The following is a 524-nucleotide window of genomic DNA, read 5'->3' as shown; positions in this document are numbered from 1 at the left end:
TCCGCACCGGTTTCGGCGATGATCACTTCGGCGACCCGGCGGGAGACTCCGGGGATGGTGGCCAGGGCTTCCCTGGCGTCGCGAAAGGGTTCCATCGCCTCCTCGATCCGCGCGGTGAGGGCCTCGATCACCCGGGTGTGGGTATCGATCTGGTCCAGGTGCAGGCGGGCCATGAACGCGTGGTGGGGTTTGAACCGGCCGGTGAGCGCATCGACAAGGGCGGGGATCTTCGAACGCAGCATTCCCCGGGCCATCCCGGCCAGGACGTCGGGGTTCCGTTCTCCGTTGATGAGGGCCTCGAGCATGTCCCGGGAGGAGACCCCGGTCAGGTCCGAGACCACCGAGGAGAGCTTGATTCCGGAGCTCTCCAGGAACTTCTCCAGGCGCTGGATCTCCCGGGCCCGGTCGCGGGTGGCGATGGCCCGGGCCCGGGTGAGGTCCCTGAGTTCACGGATCGGTTCCGGTGGCACGAACGAGGCCCGCAATAGCCCGTGCGCGGCAAGCTGGGCGAGCCACGCGGCGTC

Annotated in this window: 1 protein-coding gene; it reads right to left on the bottom strand. The window is 68.7% G+C overall.

Annotated elements, in window-relative coordinates; all coding sequences use genetic code 11:
* Window positions 1-524 (bottom strand): IS110 family transposase (locus NFJ07_RS26100; RefSeq protein ID WP_269998923.1); only part of this gene is annotated, 524 nt, incomplete at both ends.

This window comes from Arthrobacter sp. B2a2-09 (assembly GCF_027587375.1).
Lineage (GTDB): Bacteria > Actinomycetota > Actinomycetes > Actinomycetales > Micrococcaceae > Arthrobacter.
The sequence above is the reverse complement of the archived record's forward strand: the minus strand, read 5'-3'. Positions and strand labels throughout refer to the sequence as shown.